Origin of the sequence: Leptolyngbya sp. NIES-2104 (genome assembly GCF_001485215.1) — a bacterium.
In the GTDB taxonomy this organism is placed as follows: domain Bacteria; phylum Cyanobacteriota; class Cyanobacteriia; order Leptolyngbyales; family Leptolyngbyaceae; genus Leptolyngbya.
Window position 1 is genome coordinate 3,842,529 of sequence record NZ_BBWW01000001.1, and the last position, 18,237, is coordinate 3,860,765.

Annotated in this window: 20 protein-coding genes; 13 read left to right on the plus strand and 7 right to left on the minus strand. The window is 47.8% G+C overall.

Annotated features, from left to right (window positions below):
* Positions 1–236: 236 nt before the first annotated feature.
* The gene (locus NIES2104_RS18240; protein WP_058999698.1) at positions 237–1,400 is read right to left on the minus strand and encodes an HhoA/HhoB/HtrA family serine endopeptidase; all 1,164 of its coding nucleotides are present in this window, start codon (positions 1,398–1,400) and stop codon (positions 237–239) included.
* 147 nt (positions 1,401–1,547) lie between these two features.
* On the opposite strand from NIES2104_RS18240, the gene NIES2104_RS18245 reads away from it, so the two are divergent.
* Positions 1,548–1,883: a metal-sensitive transcriptional regulator gene (locus NIES2104_RS18245; RefSeq protein ID WP_058999699.1), complete on the plus strand. Its 336-nt coding sequence runs from the start codon at positions 1,548–1,550 to the stop codon at positions 1,881–1,883.
* On the opposite strand, the gene NIES2104_RS18250 is transcribed toward NIES2104_RS18245, so the two are convergent.
* On the minus strand, positions 1,880–2,539 hold the full coding sequence (locus tag NIES2104_RS18250) for an SDR family oxidoreductase (RefSeq protein WP_058999700.1): 660 nt from the start codon (positions 2,537–2,539) through the stop codon (positions 1,880–1,882). The genes NIES2104_RS18245 and NIES2104_RS18250 overlap by 4 nt on opposite strands.
* A gap of 307 nt (positions 2,540–2,846) precedes the next feature.
* Between NIES2104_RS18250 and NIES2104_RS18255 the strand changes: the two genes are divergently transcribed.
* On the plus strand, positions 2,847–3,527 hold the full coding sequence (locus NIES2104_RS18255) for a DUF1997 domain-containing protein (RefSeq protein WP_058999701.1): 681 nt from the start codon (positions 2,847–2,849) through the stop codon (positions 3,525–3,527).
* Here NIES2104_RS18255 and NIES2104_RS18260 read toward each other — a convergent pair.
* On the minus strand, positions 3,522–4,001 hold the full coding sequence (locus tag NIES2104_RS18260) for a hypothetical protein (RefSeq protein WP_072218217.1): 480 nt from the start codon (positions 3,999–4,001) through the stop codon (positions 3,522–3,524). The genes NIES2104_RS18255 and NIES2104_RS18260 overlap by 6 nt on opposite strands.
* 44 nt (positions 4,002–4,045) lie before the next feature.
* Positions 4,046–5,554 (minus strand): Asp-tRNA(Asn)/Glu-tRNA(Gln) amidotransferase subunit GatB, encoded by a 1,509-nt coding sequence (gatB, locus tag NIES2104_RS18265; RefSeq protein ID WP_058999703.1) that lies wholly within the window; start codon positions 5,552–5,554, stop codon positions 4,046–4,048.
* A gap of 142 nt (positions 5,555–5,696) precedes the next feature.
* Here gatB and NIES2104_RS18270 point away from each other — a divergent pair, with 142 nt between their 5' ends.
* Complete coding sequence (locus NIES2104_RS18270) at positions 5,697–7,523, plus strand: serine/threonine phosphatase (RefSeq protein ID WP_058999704.1); 1,827 nt, start codon at positions 5,697–5,699, stop codon at positions 7,521–7,523.
* 69 nt (positions 7,524–7,592) lie between these two features.
* Here NIES2104_RS18270 and NIES2104_RS18275 read toward each other — a convergent pair whose 3' ends face one another.
* The 3 genes from NIES2104_RS18275 to cimA all read right to left on the minus strand — a co-directional run bounded on the left by NIES2104_RS18275 (position 7,593) and on the right by cimA (position 9,853).
* The gene (locus NIES2104_RS18275) at positions 7,593–7,811 is read right to left on the minus strand and encodes a DUF4327 family protein (RefSeq protein WP_059001872.1); all 219 of its coding nucleotides are present in this window, start codon (positions 7,809–7,811) and stop codon (positions 7,593–7,595) included.
* Positions 7,812–8,052: 241 nt separating this feature from the next.
* The gene (locus NIES2104_RS31890; protein ID WP_156426989.1) at positions 8,053–8,280 is read right to left on the minus strand and encodes a hypothetical protein; all 228 of its coding nucleotides are present in this window, start codon (positions 8,278–8,280) and stop codon (positions 8,053–8,055) included.
* The gene (gene cimA / locus NIES2104_RS18280) at positions 8,234–9,853 is read right to left on the minus strand and encodes a citramalate synthase (RefSeq protein WP_058999705.1); all 1,620 of its coding nucleotides are present in this window, start codon (positions 9,851–9,853) and stop codon (positions 8,234–8,236) included. The genes NIES2104_RS31890 and cimA overlap by 47 nt, the downstream gene beginning before the upstream one ends.
* Positions 9,854–9,964: 111 nt before the next feature.
* Here cimA and NIES2104_RS18285 point away from each other — a divergent pair, with 111 nt between their 5' ends.
* The 10 genes from NIES2104_RS18285 (at position 9,965) to NIES2104_RS18325 (ending at position 18,214) form a co-directional block, all read left to right on the plus strand.
* Positions 9,965–10,303 carry a 2Fe-2S iron-sulfur cluster-binding protein gene (locus NIES2104_RS18285; protein ID WP_058999706.1) on the plus strand — a complete coding sequence of 113 codons (339 nt, stop codon included), beginning with the start codon at positions 9,965–9,967 and terminating at the stop codon, positions 10,301–10,303.
* A gap of 70 nt (positions 10,304–10,373) precedes the next feature.
* Positions 10,374–10,721 (plus strand): hypothetical protein, encoded by a 348-nt coding sequence (locus NIES2104_RS18290; protein WP_058999707.1) that lies wholly within the window; start codon positions 10,374–10,376, stop codon positions 10,719–10,721.
* 3 nt (positions 10,722–10,724) lie between these two features.
* Positions 10,725–11,768 carry a glycine oxidase ThiO gene (thiO, locus tag NIES2104_RS18295; protein WP_058999708.1) on the plus strand — a complete coding sequence of 348 codons (1,044 nt, stop codon included), beginning with the start codon at positions 10,725–10,727 and terminating at the stop codon, positions 11,766–11,768.
* Between the two features lie 76 nt (positions 11,769–11,844).
* Positions 11,845–12,672, plus strand: a complete 828-nt coding sequence (locus tag NIES2104_RS18300) for a thiazole synthase (RefSeq protein WP_058999709.1) — start codon at positions 11,845–11,847, stop codon at positions 12,670–12,672.
* A 96-nt stretch (positions 12,673–12,768) separates the two neighbouring features.
* Entirely contained in the window at positions 12,769–12,939 is a 171-nt protein-coding gene (gene psb34 / locus NIES2104_RS31895) for a photosystem II assembly protein Psb34 (protein WP_156426990.1), read from the plus strand.
* 202 nt (positions 12,940–13,141) lie between these two features.
* Positions 13,142–15,112 carry a tetratricopeptide repeat protein gene (locus NIES2104_RS18305; RefSeq protein ID WP_058999710.1) on the plus strand — a complete coding sequence of 657 codons (1,971 nt, stop codon included), beginning with the start codon at positions 13,142–13,144 and terminating at the stop codon, positions 15,110–15,112.
* A 99-nt stretch (positions 15,113–15,211) separates the two neighbouring features.
* Positions 15,212–16,105 carry an acetylglutamate kinase gene (gene argB, locus NIES2104_RS18310; RefSeq protein ID WP_058999711.1) on the plus strand — a complete coding sequence of 298 codons (894 nt, stop codon included), beginning with the start codon at positions 15,212–15,214 and terminating at the stop codon, positions 16,103–16,105.
* A gap of 42 nt (positions 16,106–16,147) precedes the next feature.
* Positions 16,148–17,191 carry a carboxylesterase gene (locus NIES2104_RS18315; RefSeq protein WP_058999712.1) on the plus strand — a complete coding sequence of 348 codons (1,044 nt, stop codon included), beginning with the start codon at positions 16,148–16,150 and terminating at the stop codon, positions 17,189–17,191.
* Positions 17,192–17,203: 12 nt separating this feature from the next.
* Complete coding sequence (locus NIES2104_RS18320) at positions 17,204–17,737, plus strand: Uma2 family endonuclease (protein WP_058999713.1); 534 nt, start codon at positions 17,204–17,206, stop codon at positions 17,735–17,737.
* A gap of 36 nt (positions 17,738–17,773) precedes the next feature.
* Entirely contained in the window at positions 17,774–18,214 is a 441-nt protein-coding gene (locus NIES2104_RS18325) for a hypothetical protein (protein ID WP_058999714.1), read from the plus strand.
* The last annotated feature ends 23 nt before the right edge of the window (positions 18,215–18,237 follow it).

Below are 18,237 nucleotides of genomic sequence, written 5' to 3' on the forward strand. Positions count from 1 at the left end.
CCTGCCGCGATCGAACTGTGTTACACACTACGCTAATCGTCTCAGAAGATCTTCCACGTTCAGCTTGCAACTGTTGTTGCCTGAATCTTCCCAAAATCCTAGATTGAGTAGTTATGCAGAATGTTCTCAGTTTAATCTTCAAAATCAGGAATTAGACAGAAAATCATCGGTCTAATCTTCTTAATTGGAGTGTTAGACGGACTATTTCTGCCTAACTCCTGATTTAGCAAAATACCTCAACTAGCATCCTGCAATTCCGCAGGTTTCACTGCTAATTGCTGCACCTGACCATTCCGGCGAACTTGAACTTTCAGCGTCTGACCCAGTTTAGTCGTTTCAACCAATTCTTGAAGCTGTTCGGCTTTCGTCATCGGTTTACCATCAATTTCTGTGATCACATCGCCGCGACGAATTCCCGCGATCGCAGCAGGCGAATTTGGCAAGACTCGGACTACAATCACGCCATTCACTTCTGGCACTTCAAACGCAGAGTTCGGATCAGTGTTGTTCTGACGTGCAATCTCAGGGGTAAGCGTCGTCATCTGAACGCCCAGATACGGATGCGGAATCTTTTCACCTCGCGCTAACGCATCTTTAATCGTTTTCGCTTTATTGATTGGAATTGCAAATCCGATTCCCATCGCATCAGCGCGAATTGCGGTGTTAATTCCGATCACTTCACCACGATCGTTTAACAATGGACCTCCAGAATTACCCGGATTAATCGCGGCATCGGTTTGCAGAAAATCTAATCGCTTATCGGTTAAACCAACTTGAGCACTCGATCGATGTAAGGTGCTGATAATTCCCAAAGTCACTGTGTTATCGAGTCCGAGCGGATTGCCAACCGCGATCGCCCAATCTCCCACATTCACTTGATCCGAATCTGCTAATGGCGCAACGGGTAAATCTTTGCCGTCGATTTTTACTACAGCTAAATCGGTGACTTCATCGAATCCGCGCACTTTCCCTTCAAAGACGCGCCCATCTTTTAGCGTCACCGTCACCTTATCCGTTCCGTTGACGACATGAGAATTGGTTAAAATCACGCCGCTTTTATCGATTACAAACCCTGACCCCTGACCGCGCAACGTTTCCGATCGCGGCGCAGTGGAGAAATCTTCACCAAAAAACTGCCGGAACATCGGATCATCGAGCATCGGATTTGCTCGACGAGTCACCGTTTTCTCAGTGTCGATTCTCACGACTGCCGATCCCACTTTCTGAACCGCTTCGGCAACAAAACTACCGCGCTCGATCGCTTTTTGCGCTTGAGCCACTTCAGTCGTCGGTTCGGCTAAAGCTGGAACTGGGAAAGACATCAAACCGAACAGCATCGCAATCGTAACGATCGCGAATTGCAGTCGGCGGAAACGATTCAAAATCTTAGAGCGTTGCATAAATCATCATCCGTGGAAATGCCGCATAGCCATTATTCCTATCCTACGAGTGGAAACAAAAACTTGCTGTGTAGAGATTTCCCGACATTTCCCCACCGAGCGTAAGAAAGCACTAAGATCAGTACACACTTCAGCACGATCGAGACGATGGCAACTTCAGATTTACCTCGCGACCTTGAGCCGATTCACGAACACGATCCAGCGCATCCCCACGTTCACAGCGAAGAATCGGTGCGCCGAGTGATTAATCGGTTGTCACGGATTGAAGGGCACATTCGCGGTATTAAAACGATGGTACAAAGCGATCGACCTTGCCCCGATGTGCTGATTCAGGTTGCCGCTGTTCGAGGAGCACTCGATCGAGTGGCACGAATGATTCTAGATGAGCATTTATCGCAATGTGTGTCGCGTGCCGCTAAAGAAGGCAACATCGATGCGGAGATCGAAGAATTGAAGGCGGCACTTGATCGATTTTTACCCTAAGCAACTTGTGCAAATAATTCAGAGAACGGTTTGGGAGCCGCTTCTGGATTTGCTACGATTTCAACGATTTTATTTCGCGCCGCAGGTTGAAAAATCGACTCGATACACACTTGAGCCACTTTCGTCCGGGGAATGCTGCCCTCAGAAAGCGTATCGGCGGACGACATGACGACCGCATTCTCATTTTCTTCGTTTTTCAATCCGCCCGGACGTATGATCGTATAAGTCAGCCCGCTTTTCTGTAGGTATTCTTCCGCCTGCTTTTTCCACACCAGAATCAACCAAAACAAATTCAAGGGGTGGAATAGCTTTGACGTACAAAGCGAACTTACAAAAACGAAATGCTCAATCCCTTTTGCTTTTGCGGCATCGACTAAATTTTTTGTGCCTTCGTAATCGACCTTGTAAGGCTGAGTGGGATCAAAACTCGGTTTCGCTCCGGTCGCACAAAACACCACTGTAGAATCTCCCATTGCAGCGATTAACTGCGATCCCTGCAACACATCCCCTTGAACTAGCTCGACCTCGATCGGCAAAATTGATCGAGCCGCGTCAGGATTCCGTACCAATGCCCGAACGGGAATTCCGCGATCGACGAGTTGTTTCACGATCCGCCGTCCTGTTTCGCCCGTTGCGCCTGCGACAAATGCTTTCATACACGATCCCCAAAAATTCAGTGTCTACAGTTATGATCGCTTTCTTTTCACTTTACATCTCGCGGCGGAAAGACTTGATCCCGCCCGATCGCTGAAATTTTTTGCTATAACTTTCCAGAACCCTTGTCCACAAAGTAAGATACAAAACAGTATTGTTTTAACTTTTGTAACGTAAAACACAACCTCCCACCTTCCGCAGAAAGATATTAATTCAATAAACTTTCAGTAGCCGCTCTGCTGAAATTGAATCCTATCTGTATCCTTTAGGGAACCTTGACCTAGACCCACGGCAAACGGTGTAGAGTGAATGCAATCGCAACCGACCGATCCTTCAGATTTCGCTAATCCTAATTTTGTCCGCACGGATGCCGCTCATCCGAGTGAAACGTCCGCTCATCCGAGTGAAATGTTACTAAACGAGCCGACGATCTTTTCTAGTCAGTTTATCGACTGCATGGAGATGAATGCGGATGCTCAAACAGTGGCGCAGTATCTCGATGTGCATCAGGACTGGTTTCATCGTTGCGCTCACCCGATGCACGTTGAATCGATCGGGCAAAATAGCTATGCGCTGACCATTGGACATTTCGGGGCGTTTGGGTACGATGTCGAGCCGAAAGTTGGTTTAGACCTCCTGCCGCAGCAAGAAGGCATTTATCGGATTGAGACGGTTCCAGTTCCGGGTGAGGTGCCGCTGGGGTATGAAGTCGATTTCCAAGCGGCTTTAGAGCTAGTTGAACATCCGAGCCAGTTTGATCCGGCTGCAAAAATGACTCAGGTGCAGTGGCAGCTTGATTTGAAAGTGGCGATTCAGTTTCCCAGATTTATTCATGCACTGCCAGATTCATTGATTCAGAAAACGGGCGATCGCATTCTTCGTCAAGTGGTTCGCCAAGTCTCGCGCCGTCTAACTCACAAGGTTCAAGAAGATTTCCATTCTTCTCGCCATCTCTCGCTACCCAAACGAAGCCGTAGAAAGCTTTTATAAAGTGATTTCACGCCAAGATTCAACATCGTCGCGGGTTTGGGGATGAGTTGGAACTTCAATTGCAGAAAGTCGATCGAAGCGAATCACGCGATCGCGTAATCGAATTTTTTCAGACAGCGATCGTTTTTCCGCTTCATTTAAGTGCGCGTAAATCAGACTGAGATGCGGATCAAGCGAATACGGTGAGCCAAAATATTTCTGAGTTGATTCGCTTAATTGCTCTAGTTGCGGATTCGAGACAAGCTGAATGAACAGCGTTTTAGTGAATTGATCAGAATGAGTGATGCGATCGACTGCTAAAACAAGATCGATCGGGGTTCGGAGAAATTCCAAGATTTTAGTCCGCTCAAAGTTGCCGCTGTAAAGAGTTACATGCGGTTGGAAAATTGGAGCATCGTATCGCTGAGCAAGATCGTTAATCAGAGATTGATAGAAAGCTTGCTCGGTTGGAATGAGCCAAAATGCAACTTTCATGAGAATCAAAAAAGGGCTGAGCAAAATGCCCAACCCAAAATTTTCTAACTGTTCAACTTCTTCGCCAGCAATTGATTTGTGAGCTTCGGATCTGCTCGTCCTCCGGTTTCCTTCATCACCTTACCGACAAAGAAACCGAGCAGTTTCGTCTTACCCGCGCGGTACTGTTCTAGCTCGTTCGGGTTAGCGGCAAGAACGGCATCGATCGCAGATTCGATCGCGCCCGCATCCGAAATCTGAATCAAGCCTTTCTTCTCGATTAGCTCTTTTGCCGATCCGCCTGTTTTCAACAATTCCGGCAAGACATCTTTCCCGATCTTGTTGCTGATGGTACCGTCTTCGATCAGTCCGATCAGTTCCGCCAACGTTTCGGGCTTGAGTGCTAGTTGAGTGATACTTAATCGCTCATTGTTCAGATAAGCGCTGATATCGCTCATGATCCAGTTTGCTGCCAGTTTCGGATTGGCTTTCGCAGCGATCGTCGCTTCAAAATATTCGGCGATCGCTCGATCGTCGGTCAAAATCCGCGCATCATACGCCGACAGTCCCAACTCTTCCTCATAACGGTGACGCTTTTGGTACGGCAATTCGGGAAGCTGCGATCGCCATTCTTCTAACTGCTCCGAAGCAACCTCGATCGGTCCCAAATCTGGCTCAGGAAAATATCGATAATCGCTCGATCCTTCCTTCACCCGCATACTGATCGTACGTTGTGACCCTTCTTCCCAAAGGCGCGTTTCTTGAACAATCTTTTCACCGTTCTCGATCGCTGCGGTTTGCCGTTCGATCTCGTAGTCGATCGCTTTTTGGATCGCACTAAACGAGTTCATATTCTTAATTTCGACCTTTACGCCGAATTCCTCTTGTCCCACCGGACGCACCGAAACGTTCACATCACACCGCAGCGAACCTTCCTGCATATTGCCGTCACTCACACCCAAATAAAGCATGATTCGGCGCAATTCTTGAGCATATTCGGCGGCTTCTTGTCCGGTTCGCATATCAGGCTCAGACACGATTTCGCATAGAGGAATGCCCGCCCGGTTGTAATCCACCAGTGAATAGGTTGATCCCGACAGTCGATCGCTGCCTCCATGCACCAATTTACCCGCATCTTCTTCCATGTGCAGGCGAGTAATCCCGATTCGCTTCGTTTTCGCTTTCCCGTTTTCATCGAGAAGTGGCTTACCTTTGTCATCGGTAATTTCAATTTCTAACCAACCGTGTTCAGCGATCGGTAAATCATATTGCGAAATTTGATAATTCTTCGGCAGATCCGGATAAAAATACTGTTTGCGATCGAACTTACTGTAAGGTGCAATTTGGCAATTGAGCGCGAGTCCTGCCTTGACTGCATATTCCAGCACTTTCTGATTTAGAACAGGCAGGACTCCCGGCATTCCCATGCACACCGGATCAATATTGACATTAGGATCAGTCGTAAACTTGGTTGAGCTATCCGAAAAAATCTTCGTCTCGGTATTCAACTGACAGTGAGTTTCGAGTCCGATAATCGCTTCGTACTGAGTTTTAACGGGAGCAGCAGTAGTCATGAAATCAATCGCCTGTGAAAAAGCTGGATTCCATTTTAAAGGATCAAGGCAGAATGGGACTGCAAGGACTCAGATCGGATTTCTAGAATTCGGTTGAACCTGAGCTAAGATTGCTACACCCGCCTGAAAAATCACGACCGTCTTGCTGAATCTACGTACCATTGAAGAAAAAACTCGATCGGGAACCGAGGAACTTGGAATGCTGGTCTGCCCTCAATGCCAATTTGAGAATCCAGAAGATCATAACTTTTGTCAGGCGTGCGGAACTTCGTTAGTTGAGAAACCCTGTCCAAATTGTGGTGAGCGAGTCGATTGGAGTGCTTACGACTGCCCGAAATGCGGCACTGTCACAGGCACGATTCGATCGCTCTGGATGTCCAAACCTTCCCGGACTTTCCAACTCGATGCCCGGTATGAGCTTTTAGAATCGTCGCAAGTGCTCGATCGAGAACCCTTAAAGCCCGCCATCCTCGACACGCCACCGGATAGCGCAGTGCCTTATCTCGAATTAGAGCCGTACCTACATCAGATTTTGCCCTTATTGTTCAATGCGTGGCAGGACGACGATCGCGATGTGCTCATTCTCGAAGATCGATCGCACTTCACCATTCTGAGCGACTTTCTCAAAACCAGTCAGAACGTGCCGCTGCTGCAAATTCTCCACTGGTTCTACGAAATGATTGATATTTGGGAAGCGCTGGAACCCTATCGCTTGTGTCAAAGTCTAGTAGAGTCTGCCAATCTCCGATTAGACGAGGATCAGCTACTCTGTTTAGAACGATTGATTCCTAACCTTGCAACTGCGCCCACGCTAAAAAACTTGGGTACAATCTGGCAAAACCTTCTCGCTCAACTGTCTCAAACGCAATCCGCATCTTTACATATCCTGATTGCTGATTTGCTATCCGACTCTGTTTCGACCCTCGACGACCTACGATCGCGACTTAAAGCGATCGCGCACGATACCCAAGCCGATTTTACTGACTCTGAGATCATGTCTGACCCGCAATTGCCCGATCTGCCCAGTGCCTCTACTTCCGAAGAACCCGAACAGGTGATCACGGTCATCGCTGAACCGGATCACGACAATGATGATATGCCGACCGTGGTTTTACCGATGCAGTTGTTTAATCTCGAAGATGCGGGACGAACTGACATCGGACGACAGCGAGATCATAACGAAGACTGTTTCGGGATTGATACGCAGATTGATAAAGTGCACTCTCCAGCGAATAAAGTTATTCAAGCACGAGGGCTGTATGTGCTGTGTGATGGCATGGGTGGACATGCAGGCGGAGAAGTCGCGAGTCAAATGGCACTCGACACGTTAAGAACGTACTTTCGACAGTATTGGCACGAGATTGATAATGGAGTCCATCCGGCAAAGTTGCCTTCTGCGGATGTGATTCGGACTGCGATCCAGCAAGCGAACAAAGCGATTTATAACGTGAACCAAGAAGGACTGCGATCGGGCAGTGGCAGAATGGGCACGACCTTAGTGATGGTGATAGTTCACGATACCGAAGCCGCTGTCGCTCATGTGGGTGATAGTCGCCTGTATCGCTACACTCGCAAACATGGACTCGAACAGGTCACGCTCGATCATGAAGTCGGACAGCGTGAAATTCTGCGCGGAGTCGAGCCAGATATTGCTTACGGTCGCCCGGATGCTTATCAGTTAACTCAGGCATTGGGTCCGCGTGATGAATACTTTGTGAATCCCGATGTGCAGTTCTTTGAAATTAACGAAGACATGGTGCTGCTGTTGGCATCGGATGGCTTGACCGATAACGATTTGCTTGAAACCTATTGGCAGAGTCACGTTGATCCGATGCTGAGTTCGCAGAACAATCTAGACCATAGTGTGAGTAATTTGATTGATTTAGCGAATCAGTATAACGGGCATGACAACATTACCGCGATCGCAATCCGCGCTAAGGTTCGCCCAAATCTCGATCAATTAAAGTAACTCTGAGTCATCCAAATACGATCGCAAATCGCAAAAAGCGGGAGAGGTTAAATTCTCCCGCTTTTTGAATTAATCTTCTTCCCAGCTATCGACTGCTAACAGTTCACTGACGGGATCTTTCATCGTAAACTCGAATGCTTCTAATTCTTGTTTCCAATAGCTCCAATCATCGCCGTAAAGCAACGCAATTTTCCAAAGACTATCAGTCGGTTTAAGCAGCTTCGAGTCCACCAATTTTTGAACTTGACGCTGCAATTTTTCCATCGGATGGGCGACCTGTAGGTTCATACCAATCATCTACCAATAATTTAGATTGTGAATTAATTGTGCGAATGTCTCGTGCAAGCAACCGCTCTGAACACATTTCACTGTGGAGGTGTCTGTTTCTCGCGGTGCATCACCGTTTCAGTTACCAATGTTAGCGTACTTCCATTGATTTTTGACAAGTCGTTTCAACATTTAATTGATTCGGATTGCCGAACCTGTGATCAGGATGATTTATCAGTTTAGACACCTCTAGTTCTACACATTAAATCAATCGAATTACGTCAATCTTGAGTAACATTTTATCTAAGGCATAAAGCAGAACTTGAATACAGTCGATCGCAGTCTGCATTAACCAAGTTGCGATTCTTTGTCGTCGATATGTCGGTTCTGCATACAGTCCCCGAATGTCCCTGTAAGGCAACCATTGAGAGTCGATCGACGATTTAACAGGGTTGCATTGTTTTAGCACGATGCTGCAACAATAGCCCATACTCCAAACTTTCCACGACCGCTTGGTAAGACGCTTCCAGGATATTTCCTGAGACTCCCACAGTTGCCCAGCGTTGACCACCGTTACTTGACTCAACCAGCACACGAGTTTTAGCGGATGTCCCAGCCGCACCGTCAAGAATCCGCACCTTGTAATCGGTGAGGTAGAAGGTCGCAATCTCAGGATAAACATTGATCAAAGCTTTTCTTAGAGCAGCATCTAACGCAGAAACGGGACCATTCCCTTCAGCCACTTCGAGGATTTCTTTGCCTTGAATTGCCACTTTCACAGTTGCCAGCGATCGAGCCGTTCCACAATAGCTCCGAGCAGGTGCTGATTCTGCCATCATGTCGTAATGCACTTGGAATCCTCGGACTTCAAACGGGTAAGATCGCTCTCCCAAAGCTTCTCGAATCAACAGTTCAAAACTCGCTTCCGCCGCTTCAAACTGATAGCCATCCTGCTCTAGATGCTTAAGGGATTCGAGAATCTGGCGACAGGTCGGATCGTGCTTATCGAGATTGAAACCGAGCGATCGAGCTTTTGCCAAAATATTACTCATCCCCGATTGCTCGGATATCACAATCCTTCGAGTATTGCCTACTAACTCAGGCTGTAAATGCTCGTAAGTGATTGGATTGCGCTGAACGGCTGAAACGTGTAGTCCGCCTTTATGAGCAAACGCAGACAATCCGACAAACGGTGCATGATCATCGGGTGCAAGGTTCGCAACTTCACTGACAATTCGACTGACTTGGGTAAGCGTGGATAGCTTTTCAGCGGGTAAACACTGATAGCCAAGCTTTAATTGCAGATTGGGAATCAGAGAGCAAAGATTTGCATTGCCGCAGCGCTCCCCGTAACCGTTAATTGTGCCTTGAACCATGGTTGCACCAGCATTCACAGCGGAGAGGGCATTCGCGATCGCTAACTCACAATCGTTGTGGGTGTGAATGCCGATCTGAGTCGGTGGAATCGCATCGATCACTTCGCGCACAATGCGATCGACTTCGTGTGGCAGGGTTCCCCCATTTGTATCACAGAGCGTGATCCATTCTGCACCCGCCAAAATCGCCGCCTCTAAAGTTTTCAGCGCATAGTCTGGATTGTGCTTGTAGCCATCGAACCAATGTTCGGCATCGTAAATGATTCGTCGATCGCAGTGTTTGAGATACGCGATCGTATCTTGAATCATCAATAGATTTTCATCGAGCGTTGTTTGCAGTCCTTCGGTGACGTGCAAATCCCAGGACTTGCCAACGATCGTGATCCATTTCGTTCCCGCTGCCAAAATCGGCTGCAACATCGGATCAGTTGCGGCAGTTTTTCCTGGACGACGAGTGAAGCAGAACGCCACGATTTCCGCTTGACTCAAAGGTTGCTCCTTGAGATGCCAGAAAAATTGCACGTCTTTAGGATTGGCTCCGGGCCATCCCCCTTCGATGAATGGAATGCCTAACTGATCTAATTGACGTGCGATTCGGATCTTGTCTTCAACCGAGAATGAAATGCCTTCTCGTTGAGCGCCATCGCGCAGAGTGGTATCGTAAATCGACAAAAGAATCTGAGCCATGAGGAGATTGACTCGAAAGAATAACTCTAGAATTAAGACAGTCTTCTATTGTGAAAGACCGTGGGAACAAGCACGATCGCAATTCGCAAATCGTAACGATGAGGGATAAGAATGCCGAAGATTACAGCTCAGGGAAAAACGATCGAATGTGAATCCGGTGCAAATTTACGTCAAGTTTTGCTCAAAAATGGAATCGATGTGTACAACGGCAATTCAACCGTGATTAACTGTCATGGAATTGGTACTTGTGGCACTTGTGCAGTCGAAATTGAGGGCGATGTCTCCGAAATGGAATGGCGTGAAAAGACGCGATTATCTCTACCGCCTCACAGTGCTGAAAAGTCCCGCCGCTTATCCTGTCAAGTTCGTGTCCTGGGTGACATTCGCGTGACAAAATATGGGGGATTTTGGGGACAAGATGACACCGTACAGTGGAAACCTGAAGCCTAATCGGTATACTTGACGAAAAAGGCGCTTTTGTCGGGCTTTCTAACATGAGAACGTTATTAGGCAAATTGTTATGAATCGAAACGGAAGACTTGTTGGCGGCGTACTCGTGGGGATTGCCCTGCTGTGGTTATTGAGAATTTTAGGAGCATTGCCGTTTAGCGATCGCACGACTAACCAAATTGGTCAAAATCAAGCCTCCGCCCAAACTCCTCCGGATCGTCCCCCGATCGCTGATTTTGATGCGACCCGAACCAGCATCGCAAATTTTAATCCTGGTACCGGAACCGAAGATTTCAATACTCCCGGCTCTGGAACAGTGGCACAAGATCCTGGCACCGGAACCACAACCGGAAATGGAACCGGAACAGGCTCCGGAGCTTCGACCCGTCCCGCCCCTGCGGTTCCGGGAGCTTGGTAGAGCATGACCGAGAGACGCGAGATTTTGATCATTGGAGGCGGAATTATCGGTCTCTCGATCGCGATCGAGCTAAAGTCTCAAGGCATTCCGGTGACGATTCTCTGTCGCGATTTTTCCGAAGCTGCCACTCATGCCGCCGCTGGAATGATCGCCCCGCAAGCTGAAGAAATTCCACCGAGTCCGATGCTCGATCTTTGTCTTGCCAGTCGCGCTCTTTATCCGGATTGGATTCACAAGTTAGAATCGCTCACCGGAATGAGTGCAAGCTATTGGGCTTGTGGCATTCTCGCGCCTCGGTATCAGGCTTCAGAAGGAATGCTCGATCGAGCTTCGATTCTCTCCCACCAGCCCGATTTGAGCGATGAAGTCGTTGGCGGATTCTGGTTTCCTCAAGATGCTCAAGTCGATAATCGAGCATTGGCGAAAATGCTCTGGATGGCGGCACAAGAGTTAGGAATCGAAATTCAGACAGGCGTTCACGTTGAGCGATTTATCTCTGATTCAAACATTACCCATCTGGAAACGACTCAAGGAATTTGGAAAGCCGATCGCTACATTTTAGCAACCGGAGCTTGGTCACAGGATTTACTACCGATTCCGGTATTTCCGAGAAAAGGACAGATGCTATCAGTGCGGGTGCACGAAACTCTCCCGCTCAAGCAAGTTCTCTACGGGGAAGAATCGTACATTGTGCCGCGGCAGAATGGGCGAATTATTGTTGGTGCAACAAGCGAGAATGTTGGATTTCAGAAAGGGAATACAGCGATCGGGGTTCATCAATTACTTTCTGCTGCAATCCGCCTTTATCCGCCGATTCAAGAATTTACCCTCGAAGAAACTTGGTACGGCTTTCGTCCTGCAACTCCAGATGAATTACCGATTCTCGGTTCTAGCCCATTCGCAAATTTGACGCTGGCAACTGGACACTATCGAAATGGGATTTTGCTGGCTCCGATTACAGCGAAATCGATCGCTGATTTTGTTCTCACTGAGAAATCTGATTCTCAACTTGCAGCGTTTCACTGGTCGCGGTTTTGTTCTAACTAATTTGCTATTTCTCAAGATTGGGAGCGCGTGATTTTCGTCATAATGAAAATCCGCAATTGAATCGAGGCGACAAGCAATGCAAACTTTAGACAAGCCCCTAGAAAAATCTTTAGATGATAGTTTAATCATTGCAGGGCGCAAATTCCAGTCTCGCCTCATGACGGGAACCGGAAAGTATCGGAATTTTGATGAAATGCGTCAAAGTATCGCGGCAAGTGGCTGTGAAATTGTCACTGTTGCCGTTCGTCGAGTGCAGACCAATGCCCCTGGACACGAAGGACTCGCAGAAGCGATCGACTGGAGCAAAATTTGGATGCTGCCCAACACCGCTGGCTGTCAGACCGCAGAAGACGCGATTCGGGTGGCAAGATTGGGTCGGGAAATGGCGAAACTCTTGGGACAAGAAGACAATAATTTCGTCAAACTCGAAGTGATTCCCGATGCAAAGTATTTGCTGCCTGACCCGATCGGGACACTCGAAGCTGCTGAGCAATTAGTCAAAGAAGGTTTTGCCGTGTTGCCTTACGTGAACGCTGATCCGCTGTTAGCGAAACGCTTGGAAGAAGTGGGATGTGCTACGGTGATGCCATTGGGTTCTCCGATCGGATCAGGTCAAGGAATTCGCAATGCTGCCAATATTGGAATCATTATCGAGAATGCGAAGATTCCGATCGTGGTCGATGCCGGAATCGGAACACCGAGCGAAGCCGCTCAAGCGATGGAAATGGGAGCCGATGCGCTACTGATTAATACTGCGATCGCACAAGCTGCAAATCCGATGCTGATGGCGCGGGCGATGAATCTCGCAGCGGAAGCCGGACGATTAGCGTATCAGGCGGGACGAATTCCTGTGAAGGAATATGCCAGTGCAAGTTCTCCGATGACAGGCAGAATTAATTCGTAGGAAAACCATTCCAAAATATTAAGTTTTCATACTTAAGAGTGAGAGCAATTGCCCTAAGATTGTTAAAGTTAACAAAACACTAAGGGAAATTTGCTCATGCGATATGTCAAGGAAGAAGGTGGTTTGCTAAACAATTTCGCGGTCGAACCGAAAATGTATGAGGCAGAACCACCCACTGCAAGCCAAAAGCGTAACTTCATCATTCTCGGCACGGTTGGTGCGATATTGGTCGGAGGCTTGATGTTTGTTGCGGTTTCCGTATCCTAACGCTGGCACAAAGTTTTCACTCACAATAAAATTCAAGCAAAACCAGGTTACTTCGAGATTGAGTAGCCTGGTTTTTCTAATTGGAAGCAAAACAATAGTATTTACACGGAAAAATTAGTTTCATCCTGAACACCAGTAGAAACGGACGAAGAAATCAGTATCTCGTTTATACTGCGCTTATTGCCCGGTTCCTGTAATGCTGATGTCTGTTGTCGATCGTCACTTTGCTCCTGATATTCCCGTGACTGAGATCATCGCTCAGGGTTCTCCAAGCCTGAATCAACAGATTTACCTCCGCTTACGGTTGGCGTTGAGTTTGAATCTTCGTCGGCAGATTTTGATCGCCGTTAGTGATGACCCAGCGCTGCGGAGTCAGTTGGCAACTCAGCTCGAAACCGATTTAGCGATCGAGTTAAATCCGCACGGTTCACGGTTTACCAGTTTTGCGCTGAATTTAGACAATCCAGATGTACTGGATCAACTTCAGCCGTATTTGAATCCTGAAAGTGGAGTTCCGAATTTTCAGATTACAGGAATCGATCGATTAACGCGCCAACCCGTTCACATTCAGCGAATTTTTCTAGAATCATTAACCACGATCGCGCAACAACTCGGAAATTTAGAATTCAATCTGGTTCTCTGGGTTACTCGTCCCTGGTGTCGAGCGATTCAGCAATCGGTTCCTGAATTTTGGCAGTGGCGGACAGGTTTATTTGAGTTTGAAGGTGATCCATTCGGGCAGGATCAAATTCAATCTCAACCTGCACCGAATGGATCATCAAACGGGTATCGAAAATTCAAGCTGGATTCTGAACTGGCTGATTTTGTCGTGGCATCCGTGATGCAAACCGTCAATCTCGATGATCAAACGGCACTGGTGAACGTTTTAGAAACAAATAATCCCGATTCTGAACCGCTGCGAATTTTGCAACAAATCGAGGACTTACACCAAGCGCGATCGTCGGCTGCCTCTCTCGCTGTTCCTTATCGTCAACTCGGAGATTGGTATCGCGATCGACTTGATCCGGTTCGCCCTGCGGCTGAGCATTTAACGATCGTGATTCGCGCCTATGAGCAAGCTCTAAAGCTTGTAGACATGAAATCCGATGAAGTGCCTGATCTGCTCAATGACATTGCGAATTTGTACTGGATCAAAGCGCGGAGCGGTAGCGGCTCTGTTGTCACCAATTTAGAAAAAGCGCTCAAAGCGTATCAGTTTGCAGTCGATCGTACGAATCCAGAACATCAGCCGCAAACCTACGCGATGATTCAGAACAATTTAGGATCGGTTTATAGCGATCTTGCACTGCATCAATCGCCTGAAGAGAATTTACAATCAGCGATCGATGCCTATCGTGCCTCGATTCAAGCTCGTCCGTTTGAAACTGATCCAGCCCGATATGCTGCTACTCAGAACAATTTAGGCACCGCATACTGGAACATGGCGCAGCATCGCGCCCCAGTGCAGCATCTTCAAGCAGCGGTCGAAGCTTACAATGAAGCACTCAGATATTACACGCCAGAGCACGAACCGCTTTACTACGCAATGCTTCAGAATAATTTGGGCACCGCATACTGGAATTTATCGCGCTGTGATCAAGCCGTTCAAGAGTTGGCAATGGCAGAGGACTTTCTGCATTTAGCAATCGGCGCTTATCGAGTTGCATTAATCTATCGCACCCTAGAAGCCGCCCCACTCGCTTACGCTGCCACTCAGAACAATTTAGGAACGGCTTACTGGCACTTAGCAAACCAACAAACGACGCATTACGACGATCGATCAATTCATCTGCTTTGTGCGATCGATGCTTATCAAGAAGCCCTCAGTGCAGTGCAATATCTCGAAGCTGCAAGCACCCCTCACGCACCACCTTTAAGCTTTGATCTGTCTGCGACGCATCATCATATTGGATTGGCTTACTATCAAACTGCGATCGATGCCCGAACTGAATTGAGCCTTAGCGATCGGACGAAATTTCTTCATCATGCACTGAGGCATCAAGTTCGAGCGGCGCAAGGATGGGAAAATCAGCCGGAATTTCAAAAAAGTGCGGTCGGGCAGTTCAGTCAAATTATCCGAGGTATCTATGAGCGCGATGGCATTCAGGGGCAAACTCAAGCACTGTCGCAGATTCCGCCCGCATTTTTAGGGCAAGTGATGCGCGAGCTTTGAGCAAAAAAGATTAAGTTGTGCCAAACGGTAACTTAGATCACGATCCGAGGGTGGTAAAGTACGCGATCGTAGGTCAGATCACTTTTACCGATTGGTTCCATGCTCAAAGACACCGAATACCTTGAAAGTGCCGCAGAAACTCGCGTTCGGATTCTCAGCGAAGCCCTTCCCTATATTCAGCAGTTCACCGGACGCACGATCGTTGTGAAATACGGCGGCGCGGCGATGAAAGACAGCACCCTCAAAGAAAAAGTCATTCGCGATGTGGTGTTTATGGCGTGTGTCGGGTTGCGTCCGATTCTGGTACATGGTGGCGGACCTGAGATTAATTCTTGGCTGAATAAGTTGGGCATCGAAGCTCAGTTTAAGAATGGATTGCGGGTGACGGATGCCGCGACGATGGATGTGGTGGAAATGGTACTCGTCGGGCGCGTCAATAAAGAAATTGTCTCGCTGATTAATCAAGCGGGTGGCTCAGCGGTTGGACTGTGCGGAAAAGATGGGGGATTGTTTGAAGCGCGTCCCGCAGACGAGGAAGGGATCGGATTTGTGGGAGAAGTGACGCGGGTGAATCCTCAGATTTTGGAAACCTTGGTAAAGAATGGTCATATTCCAGTGGTTTCGAGTGTCGCTGCCGATGAAACCGGACAGGCTTATAACATTAATGCAGACACAGTTGCAGGTGAGATTGCAGCGGCGTTAGGAGCCGAGAAATTGATTTTGCTCACTGATACAGCGGGAATTCTGCGCGACTACAAAGATTCATCGACCTTGATTCCCCGATTGGACATTCAGAAAGCGCGGAAGCTGATCGATGATGGCATTGTCTCAGGGGGGATGATTCCAAAGGTGAACTGTTGTGTACGATCGCTAGCACAGGGTGTGAAGGCGGCACACATTGTCGATGGACGAATGCCGCATTCGCTTTTACTCGAAATTTTCACCGATGAAGGCACAGGTTCAATGATCGTCGGATCAGAGTTCATGCTGTAAAGTCGGGCATTCTGACTGTACTGTTTGCATCTCCTTGTTATCATGTCCACCAATTCTTCAAGCGGCTATTCGATCGCGGCACGATCGATCCCTCAGCAAATCAAACAGCAGGAAGATCGATTGCCGATTCGGAATGAGTCGTGTCGATCGCAGTTTCTTTTGCATTCTGCGCCCACCTCAAAAGTCTGCCTGTTCTTTCACGGGTTCACCGCTGCTCCTTATCAGTTTGCTCCGATGGGACAGGCATTTTATCGAGCAGGCTATAACGTGATCATTCCTCGATTGCCGGGTCATGGTCAGGCAGGCGATTGGAACGGGCAAAATCCGCCCCCGCTGCCGATCGATCCGCAGGTGTATAAGGATTTCGCGCTGGACTGGTTGCAGAAGGCTCAAGGATTTGGCGATCGAGTTATCGTGGGCGGGCTGTCTGGGGGCGGCACGATGGCAGCGTGGTTAGCACTGGAGAAACCCACGCAGGTCGATCGCGCTTTATTGTTTGCTTCCTATCTCAGCAGCAGTAATAAAGTCGTTGATCTGTTTGTCAAACTTTTCAATGGTTATTTCAAGTGGCAAAGTGATCAGCCTGGAGAACCGCTCGGTTATGAAGGATTCATTTTTCCACAACTCCGAGTCTTTCTCGATATCGGTCGTGAGGTTTTGAATGAATCGAGAACGGCTACGACTCCCCCGATGTTTATTGTTTCGACTGATGCCGATCGAGCAGTGAGCAATCCGGATCACGAAGCCTTGTTTGAAAATCTCTTACCGCGTCAGCCAGAAACCTGGTACTACAGCTTCGATCGTGCGCTCAACATTCCCCATTCGATGATGACGAAAGCTGAGGGCAACAATTGGGTTGATTTGCTCAATGTAATGACCAAAGCGTTTGTCGAGAGTGATCTAACTTGGGCAAACATCGAAGACATTGCCTACCGAATGACCGAAGGTAAAACGTGCAATCAAGCCGTTGCAGAATTGGGATTAACGAGTAAAGCTTCACCGGATCTACCTGCATTTATGACAATGGTGGATAAGCGCGAAATCGTGCTCAAGCGGAATCCGAGTTGGGATACCGATATTAGCTAAAGGAGAACAGAAATGTCGATCGCCATCGCGCCCCCAATTTCACTGGAGGCTTTTTTAGAAGACCCGATCGATCACACCGAATGGATCGACGGGCAGTTAATTGAAAAACAGGATATGAATGCAAGAACGGGACGAATTCAAGCTAGACTCGCTCGGTATTGGGGCAACTATCAGGAGTCTAGTCAGCAAGGTGGAGAGATTTATACAGAAACGCCTTGTCGGACTATTGAGAGAGTCCGCTGTCCTGATGTTGCTTACCTTTCGCCTGATTTGGTTGCTCAACATGGTAATTTCAAGGTTCTGCCTCATAGCTTTCTGCTAATTGCTGAAATTATTTCTCCAACCGACAAAGCAGAGGAAGTTTTTACGAAAGTTCGCGAGTACTTAGCTTCTCAGTGTCAAGAAGTTTGGCTGGTGTTTCCAGAAAGCCAGTATGTTTTGGTGATTACGGCTGAGAATCAAGTCCTCAAAACGTTAGGTGAAACAGTCAGTACTCAAAAGGTATTGCAAGGATTTAGTGTTTCTGTTGATAACTTACTAGCGTGAGCTATTCTATTAATTTGGAAAAATCAGGATTGGACTATGAGCGATCGCTTACAAACGATTCGAGACAGTTGGGCAAATCAACACGCCCAAGCTTATCAAGCACAAGAGACTGAGGTTCAATCGTTTCAGGCGAATCCGGCGATGAGTTTGGATCTGAGTGATGAAAAAGTGCGATCGACTGTTCCCCAGTCTGTTTTAGAAGCTTACGATTATTACTTGAATCAAATTTCAGATTGGGGTTCGGTTGCGGTTGCTCAAGAAAAAATTCAAAATCAAGACATCTACGCGGTGACGGTTAGTACGGATGGCGACGATGGCTGGGCGGAACTCTTTGATACTGAAGGACAGGAGCTAGGAGCCGCAAGGACGCTGTGTGAAAAAGTGGCTTGGGGTGAGATGAATACGGTGCGATCGTATACCAAAAATTCAGAGTTACCTTCAGAACTCCAAGCCAAGGCAGATGAACAGAATGTCTAGGATTTCGATACTCTAAAAAATAG